We start from the raw sequence: 7,942 nt of genomic DNA on the forward strand, positions 1-7,942 counted from the left end.
ATGACTAAAGCAATATCAAAATGGTTACTTGTTACTCGTTTATCGTTAGCGGACTTATGGTATGACAAAAAAGTATCATTTTGTATTATTGCCTCAGTAATATCAGTGATTACGCCATTATTATTGTTATTTAGTTTAAAATACGGTGTTGTTTCGCAGCTTCGAGAGCAATTACTCAGTGATCCGCAAAATTTAGAAATAAAAATTGTGGGGAATTTGCAACTTAAAGATGAAATGTTTGAGTGGATAAAACAGCAACCTGAAACAGCTTTTGTTATTCCACTCACACGTTCATTAAATACGCAAGCTGATTTAATGAAAGATGCCAGCCATTTTGTTAATAATACCGAAATTATTCCCACGGCTAAAGATGATCCAATAACAAAAAATTTGCCATTACCTAATAATAAAAAGCAAATTTTATTAAGTTCATTATCGGCCGAAAAAATGCAAGTCACGATGGGAAGTCTTGTGAAAATGGTGATCACAAGGCAGCTTGATGGAAAACTTGAAAAAGGAATGACACAATTAGAAGTGGTTGGTATTATTCCCGAAAATCGTTATAGCCGTGCAGCAGCTTTTGTCTCTTTAGATTTACTGATTGATATGGAAAATTATTATGATGGTTATCAAAGTGATGTTTTTGTGACTTCTACTGGGCAATTAAATCCACCTCATCATACGTCGTTTGCGCGAGCCCGTATTTATGCAGACTCACTGGATAATGTGGCTCCATTAGCATTTAAATTACGAGAAAAACATATAGAAACACGTACCGAGGCTAATGCAATTGAAAACATGCAAGCAATCGATCGAGTGCTTAATTTTATTTTTAGCGTTATTGCTATTACGGCAGTATTGGGATGTGTTTTATCATTTACTGGGTCATTTTTATCGAATATTGAACGTAAACGCAAAGATATTGCTTTTATGCGATTACTTGGATTTCGCTCGAAAGGCATTATGCTTTATTTAATTAATCAAGCAATGATTTTGAGCTGTTTTGCTTTTATAATCTCTTGTGGGCTGTTTGCGGTAGGAAATTGTGCTTTTAATTTAGTGTTAGGTAAAAATTTACTTTCACAATCCGTTGTGAGTCAATTACAATTTTATCATCTTATTATTGCATTTTTAGTGACTTTATTTATTTCAGCGGGCATTGTGGTTATAGGAGGGCGAAGTGCTATTCAAATTCAACCAGCAGAAAGCTTACGTGAAGCATAATTATACCCGATTAGCTTGTTGGGGATTGGCTACAATTAGCTTACTACCGGCATTAAGCTTTGCTGAACCTTGGGATAGTAAATTTTATAATCCCAAGCCTGCAAAAGATGATGTAGTTTTACCTATGCCATGTGATGGTAGTTTAGTGATGAAAAAGGTATTTACCCCTACCGATAAACCGCTAGATGATGTCAAAGTCATTTTAGGGAGCAATCAAAAAGAGCTCGGTTTTGCCGAGTATGCCACGCCCAATTATATTGCTGGTAGCTTTTCTGACTCAGGTAAAGAGCGTTATTATTTGATAGGTAAATATGAGATTACCACATTGCAATATCAATCCGTCATGAATGATACTTGTCCAACTCCTAAAATAAGTCTTTCCTTTCCTATCACCGATATTAGCTGGTTTGATGCTATCGCTTTTACAGATAAATATAATCGTTGGTTACTTGCAAACCAGTCAAAAATAAAATCAATAAATTTACCGAATGGTTATGTCCGTTTACCCAATAATACGGAATGGGAATATGCCGCGCGTGGTGGTTCAAAAGTGACAGAATCGGAATTTCGAGAATCACGATTCCCTATGGCTAAAAATCTCGAAAATTATGCGTGGTTTTCTGGTGCTAAGTCTGCTAATGGTAAATTGCAACTTATTGGTAGGTTAGATCCTAATCCCCTAGATCTGTATGATATTTTAGGTAATGCGAGCGAAATGATGTTTGATTCGTTTAGAATGAATAAACTTGATCGCTACCATGGACAACAAGGAGGAATGATTGTTCGTGGGGGGAGCTATTTAACGCCCGAATCTTCAACTACCAGTGCTTTTCGTACTGAAAAGCCTTTCTATGATGATAAAAATGCTTATAAAAGTAAAGATGTTGGATTTCGCTTAGTTTATACAACTGAAGTGATGAATTCGAATGACAAAATAAAAGAACTGGACAAAGAATGGAGTGAATTAGGCAGTGAAACTGATAGCACAAAAAATGGTAATGTTGTCAGTGAACTTGAAAAAATCACTAAACAAGTTGAAGATGAAAAAACAAAAAAAGAATTAAATCAACTCAATGCACTTTTACGTAGCGCCAATCAAGCGCGTGATGAGCAACGAGATCGTTCTATTCAATCTGCATTACAATTAGGTGCATTTTTGTGCGCTAATGTTTCAGATTTGAATGGCAAGTTTGAGTATAATGATAATTTATATAAAACAATGATTAATGAAGTTTGTGATTCAAAAGAGGCAGATACTGTGACCGATGACAATATGTGCTCAAAAGTGAAGCTTGATAATTTAAAACAAGTCGTTGATGAGTCTAAAAGTGCTAGGGACTTTATATTAAAATATTATTCCGACACGATTGTTAATACAGCGTCAAATTACGAGAAAAATACGATTAATGATCAAGTTAAATCAACGCAATTTATCCTCGAAAATAGCGGTAAAGCGAATATGAGCGATTATTTAAAACTCTATTTCAAACATATTAATCAATATATTGAATCGGGGAAGATCGAGCGGATAGCTTGGCTACAAACGTGTAATGAGATAAAAGGAAAAAATGATGAATAAAATTATAGTAATACTGACTTTGTGTATATCGCTTATTTTAACAGGGTGTCAAGGCTCAGGAGGAGTAAGTTCTAGAAATGTCGATCCTGCATTAACAAAAAGCAATACAGCTAAGTTTTTTAGCAAATCAGCTTGGCAATCTTGTGCTATCGGTGCTGGTTTAGGCGGTATTGGTTGTATGTTAGCTGGCGGAAAAACAGGGGTATGTCTTGCGTCTGCGGCTGTTGGTTGTGGTGTGATGATGGGGGCTAACTATTATCTTGACAGTAAACGGGCTGAATATGCTGATGATGAGATGCGTCTAGATGTTTATATTCAAGATGTTCAAAAGAACACTTACGAAGTACAAGCGGTGACCGAAACAGCTAAAGCAGTATTAGATAAGAATTTAGCAACACTGAAAGTATTAAATAATCAAATAAAAAATGACACATTAAATAAAAAACAAGCACAAAATGATTTGACACAAATTGATGCAAATATTGCTTATTTAAGAGACAAATTAAAAAGCATGAAAAAAGTTGAGAATGATTGGGTTTCAATATCTTCTCAAGAACGACAATCAGGTGTTAGAGTATCAAGGCTGGATCAACAAATTAGTCAATTGCATAAACAAATATCAGTACTTGAAAATCAAATTAATCTTGTTACCAAACAACGTTCAGCAGTTAAGGTGAGCTAATTATGAAAAAAAGATACCTTCTATTACTCAGCCCGCTTATTTTTTTAGCTGGTTGTTCAACAACGCCCGAACAGTGCGATCCGACTAATACCAATATTGGAATTATGGATAAAATCAGCTGTAATTATTCAGGCAATTATCAGGCTCGAATTGATCAGAAAAAACAAATTCTAGAAAATGAAGTAAGAGCTAATCAGCAGTTTAAAGAGATTTATGCCACCATCGAGAAGCAAAAAAATGCCACCTCGTTAAGCATTAAACAGAAAAAGGCACAGCAGCAAAAGTTGAAAACTGATTTAACTAAACTGACAAATGAAGTAAAACAAAAAGCCAAAGGTCGTGATGACTTGCAGGCTCAAGTAAAAGATATTGAACAGCAACTAAATAAGGTCAACAATTCAAATAGTTCTGAACTTGAAAAACAAGTTGAGCTTGAAAAGTTAAATAAAAAGCTGCAACAATTGCAAAAAGCACTGAATATATAAATATATTTTTACTAAATCAATGTTTAAATAAAACAGAAGCTAAATAAAAGGAAATGAATTAGCAATGCAGCGAATAACAAGAATTATTTTTGATCATAATCATTCTGAAAAGATGTCTTTATTCGATCAATATAATTCTTTGTTAGCATTGCTAAAATCGCATTTAACTGAACGTACTTTTTCGATCTTAGCTATACCAAGGTTGATTGATGATAATCAATATATTGGATGGTACAGCCCTTTAGAAGGGCAGCCTATCTTATTGAGTGAAATTAGCGATCAATCACATAAAGCTAAGATAGAAAAAACGTTACAAAATCGTATTAACGATATTGAAGCTACGGTTAAGTTAATGTCAATCACTGCTGAGCAGCGGACATTTATTTCATCATGGTTACCTAGAATTAAAAGTTTAGGTAACCATATTTATGTGATTAATGATGACCCAGTTATTGTCAATATCTTTGAAGATCCCATTTTACCTGCACCAGTCCCTGTTATTCCACCAAAATCATTTTGGCGTTGGTGGCATTTTTTACTTTTAGCCTTATTAATCCTTGGGTTACTGGGTATTCTTTGGTATTTATTTTGTCCATATGAAAAAGAAAAGCCAGTGATTGCTGATGTTGAACCTGTCATTACTCTGCCTGTTGAAGAACAGAAACCAGATCCAGTTGTTGAGCCACCTAAAGAGGAACAACCCGTTGTAAAATCGGAGCCTGAACCGATACCAGCACCTAAAAATTGTATTACTCGTGAAGAAATTGCAAATAATACTGACAAGCCTAAAATGGTTATGATATTTGACAATTCAGCCTCAATGACATTGACATTGATGGAATCTCAAGCCTCCATTAATCAATACTTAAATTCTGATTGGTATTCAATGACCGAACAAGAAGCTGATGCATACGAAAAACGTATGACACGTTTACCTAATCGTTTATCAAGTAGTAAAAAGGTTGCATTATCGACTATTGATAAAATACAACCCGATGTTAATATTGCGTTAGTTACCCTTTCTGCTTGCCCTGCTGCACAAACTACCTCGTTTTATCATTATGAAAATAGAGGTAAACTAAAAAATAAAATTAGTCGGTTAAATCCATTAGAAAATAACAGTGCAACGCCTTTATACAGTGGTATAAAGCAAGCGAGTAAAATGCTTGATGGCATAAACCATGATGATTACATCTTAGTAATTAGTGATGGCGAAGATAATTGTACCAAAGCGAATATTTGTACTTTAGCCGGCAAGATCGCAGCTCAACAACCCCGTCTAAAGATAAATATTGTCGATATTGCTGGACAACATAAAATTGACTGTGTAGCGGAAAAAACAGGAGGTAAGGTTTATATCGCTCAAAACCCAACACAGATAGTTAAACAAATGAATAATGCCGTTTCGAATATGAATATTAGTAAACCGATATGTGAATAATTATTTACAAATAATACTAGATAATTGAATATCTCGTTTTTGATATTTCTATTCGTAAAAACGTTTCAAGTTAGTGTTATTTTAGTATAAGAATAATAGTCAACTGCAAGGAATTAAATCAATAATGCAACGAATAACGCGGATAGCCTTTGATTATAATAACCCGGAGAAGATATCTCTATTAGAACAATATCATTCCTTACTATTATTATTAAAATCACATTTAACCGATCGCACTTTTTCGATTTTAGCATCACCAAAGCTAATTGATAACAATCAATACCTAGGCTGGTATACCAATCTTGAAGGGCAACCGCTTTTACTTGATAGAATTGCTGACAAATCGCATAAAAATAAGATAACCAAAACATTACAAACACGTATTAATGATATTGAAAATGCTATTAAACTAATGCCATTAAGCGGTGAAGAGCGAAGTTTAGTTTTGGTATGGCTTCCAAGAATTAAAAGTTTAGGTAACCAAATTTATGTGATTAATGATGAACCGGTTATTGTCAATACCTTTGAAGAACCGGTTTTACCTGCAGTGGTCCCAGTTATTCCACCAAAGCCATTTTGGCGTTGGTGGCATTTTTTACTTTTAGCCTTATTGCTTATTGGTTTACTTGGTATTCTTTGGTATTTATTTTGCCCATTTGGTAAACAAAAGTTAGCTGTTCGCCATCCAATGGCAGTTGTTGTAGTAAAGAAACCTGAACCCAAACCAGAACCAGAACCTAAATCGACCCCTGAGCCTGTTAGTGAGCCAAAAGATACTGTGCCAGAAGAACCTACGTCAACAGCAATATCTGAGCCCAAACCAAAACCGAAACCGGTGCCACCACCAGCACCAAAGGTAAAAAATCCACCTAACTGTATAACCAAAGAAGAGATGAACAAAGAGCCTAATCCATCTAAAATGGCAATAGTGTTTGATAATTCACCATCGATGACAGTGACATTGAATGAATCGCCATCAGAGGTTGAGCGATACTTTCGATATTTGTGGGATGATTATGGCCGTAATATGTCAGAGGAAGAAAAAATCAAATATGAAAAGCGTATGACGCGCTTACCAACTCGTTTATCAAGTAGTAAAAGTGTAGCTACTTCCAGCATTGACAGCATACAACCGAACATTGATATATCGCTAGTAACCTTGACGAATTGCCCCGCAGCCGATGTTTCGCCATTTTATAAGTACACTAATCGCGTGTCACTAAAGCATAAAATTAAACAATTAACACCCTCTACAACAGACGAGGCTGGAACACCTTTATATAGTGGTCTAGAAAAAGCCAGTAAAATACTAGATGGTATAACACGTGATGATTATATTCTTATTATTAGTGATGGCGAAGATAGTTGTACAAGAAATAATATTTGTACTTTGGCTAACTATATTGCTGCACAAAAACCACGATTAAAAATTAACATTGTTGATATTGCTGGCGAACATAAAATAGATTGCATTGCTAATGCCACCGGAGGAAAAGTCTATATAGCCCAAAGTCCACAAGATATGATTAAACAAATGAACAATGCAGTCTCAAGTTTAAAAATCAACAGGCCAATATGCCAATAAAAATAAAATAGGGCGGGATAACTACTGTAGGTTACTCACCCAAACAATCCTTATCATCAACAAAATTGACTAAAAGTTGTTGAAAGTTATATTGATTTAATTAAAAAAAATCAACCTACAAAGTAATACGTCTCTAAAGCCTAACCAAAGTTAGTCTTAGCAAATTGTTTCAGCCTAAATTTCTTTGAAATGCGATATAAAAAAGCAAAATTAGGCATTATTTTTTAAAGATGGATAGGTCACTATGTAATTGATCACTTTTTGTTTTAAAATTAGTTAAGCACTGATCAATCTTTGATTGCTTTTTATCCATTTAATTTTATTGTTGTTTTTTTTGATTTTTCTTTACCATTCTTTGCAAAAAATTTCATCCGTATTTTATATTTAATAGTTATACTTACATAACAAATGAGTTTATTTGACATCCTATTAACGTTAATAACGTTGTTGCTATCAATGTTTTCATTGTAGTACAACGCTATTGATCCAGTTTTGATACGCATGGAGCACAACTACTAAAAAAACTTGGCACGCCAAACAGGGAAGTTTGGCGTGTTAACCTCACTTCACTAGCAACGCCTCTGACACCGGAATAAGACAAATCAAATAGCTTTACATAGTTTTTGTTAAAAAAGACCTAAGAGTTACTAAAAAATAAGTCAGAAAACATATTGATTTTATTGAGATTTTTTATGTTCTTTTTTTAATCGAAAACAATTTCCAAAAAACATTTTTTAACATTTCTTGGTGAAATCTTAACTTTAATCCAAGCAAAACATTACAAATTTTAACAAAAAAAATAGTTACCCATTTTTAAAATAAGCTATACTTTCAAAGGCTTAGCATAAACAGCTTATTTTGTGAGCTATTAGCAATAAAAAAGTAAATAAAACAAAAAGTTAATTGACAGGAAGGATATTATGCAGTATCATGGAGTTGTATCGGG

6 protein-coding genes are annotated in these 7,942 nt (G+C 34.0%); all 6 read left to right on the plus strand.

Annotated features, from left to right (window positions below):
• The 6 genes from GQ598_RS02685 (at position 1) to GQ598_RS02710 (ending at position 6,996) form a co-directional block, all read left to right on the plus strand.
• Positions 1-1,224 (plus strand): ABC transporter permease, encoded by a 1,224-nt coding sequence (locus tag GQ598_RS02685; RefSeq protein ID WP_160402244.1) that lies wholly within the window; start codon positions 1-3, stop codon positions 1,222-1,224.
• Positions 1,181-2,803: an SUMF1/EgtB/PvdO family nonheme iron enzyme gene (locus GQ598_RS02690; RefSeq protein ID WP_202112650.1), complete on the plus strand. Its 1,623-nt coding sequence runs from the start codon at positions 1,181-1,183 to the stop codon at positions 2,801-2,803. The genes GQ598_RS02685 and GQ598_RS02690 overlap by 44 nt, the downstream gene beginning before the upstream one ends.
• Positions 2,796-3,485, plus strand: coding sequence for a hypothetical protein (locus GQ598_RS02695; protein WP_160402245.1), 690 nt, complete (start codon positions 2,796-2,798; stop codon positions 3,483-3,485). Before GQ598_RS02690 ends, GQ598_RS02695 begins: the two co-directional genes overlap by 8 nt.
• A gap of 2 nt (positions 3,486-3,487) precedes the next feature.
• Entirely contained in the window at positions 3,488-3,970 is a 483-nt protein-coding gene (locus GQ598_RS02700; RefSeq protein WP_160402246.1) for a hypothetical protein, read from the plus strand.
• Between the two features lie 64 nt (positions 3,971-4,034).
• Positions 4,035-5,411 (plus strand): VWA domain-containing protein, encoded by a 1,377-nt coding sequence (locus GQ598_RS02705; protein WP_160402247.1) that lies wholly within the window; start codon positions 4,035-4,037, stop codon positions 5,409-5,411.
• 124 nt (positions 5,412-5,535) lie between these two features.
• Positions 5,536-6,996: a hypothetical protein gene (locus GQ598_RS02710; RefSeq protein WP_160402248.1), complete on the plus strand. Its 1,461-nt coding sequence runs from the start codon at positions 5,536-5,538 to the stop codon at positions 6,994-6,996.
• Positions 6,997-7,942 lie beyond the last annotated feature (946 nt).

It is taken from the genome of Gilliamella sp. Pas-s95, from assembly GCF_009795795.1.
Classification (GTDB): Bacteria; Pseudomonadota; Gammaproteobacteria; order Enterobacterales; family Orbaceae; genus Gilliamella; species Gilliamella bombicola.

What these genes read in the sequence shown, in the direction of transcription:
- GQ598_RS02685 (WP_160402244.1), top strand. Translation starts at nt 1, where the DNA reads ATGACTAAAGCAATATCAAAATGGTTACTTGTTACTCGTTTATCGTTA.
- GQ598_RS02695 (WP_160402245.1), top strand. Translation starts at nt 2,796, where the DNA reads ATGAATAAAATTATAGTAATACTGACTTTGTGTATATCGCTTATTTTA.
- GQ598_RS02700 (WP_160402246.1), top strand. Translation starts at nt 3,488, where the DNA reads ATGAAAAAAAGATACCTTCTATTACTCAGCCCGCTTATTTTTTTAGCT.
- GQ598_RS02705 (WP_160402247.1), top strand. Translation starts at nt 4,035, where the DNA reads ATGCAGCGAATAACAAGAATTATTTTTGATCATAATCATTCTGAAAAG.
- GQ598_RS02710 (WP_160402248.1), top strand. Translation starts at nt 5,536, where the DNA reads ATGCAACGAATAACGCGGATAGCCTTTGATTATAATAACCCGGAGAAG.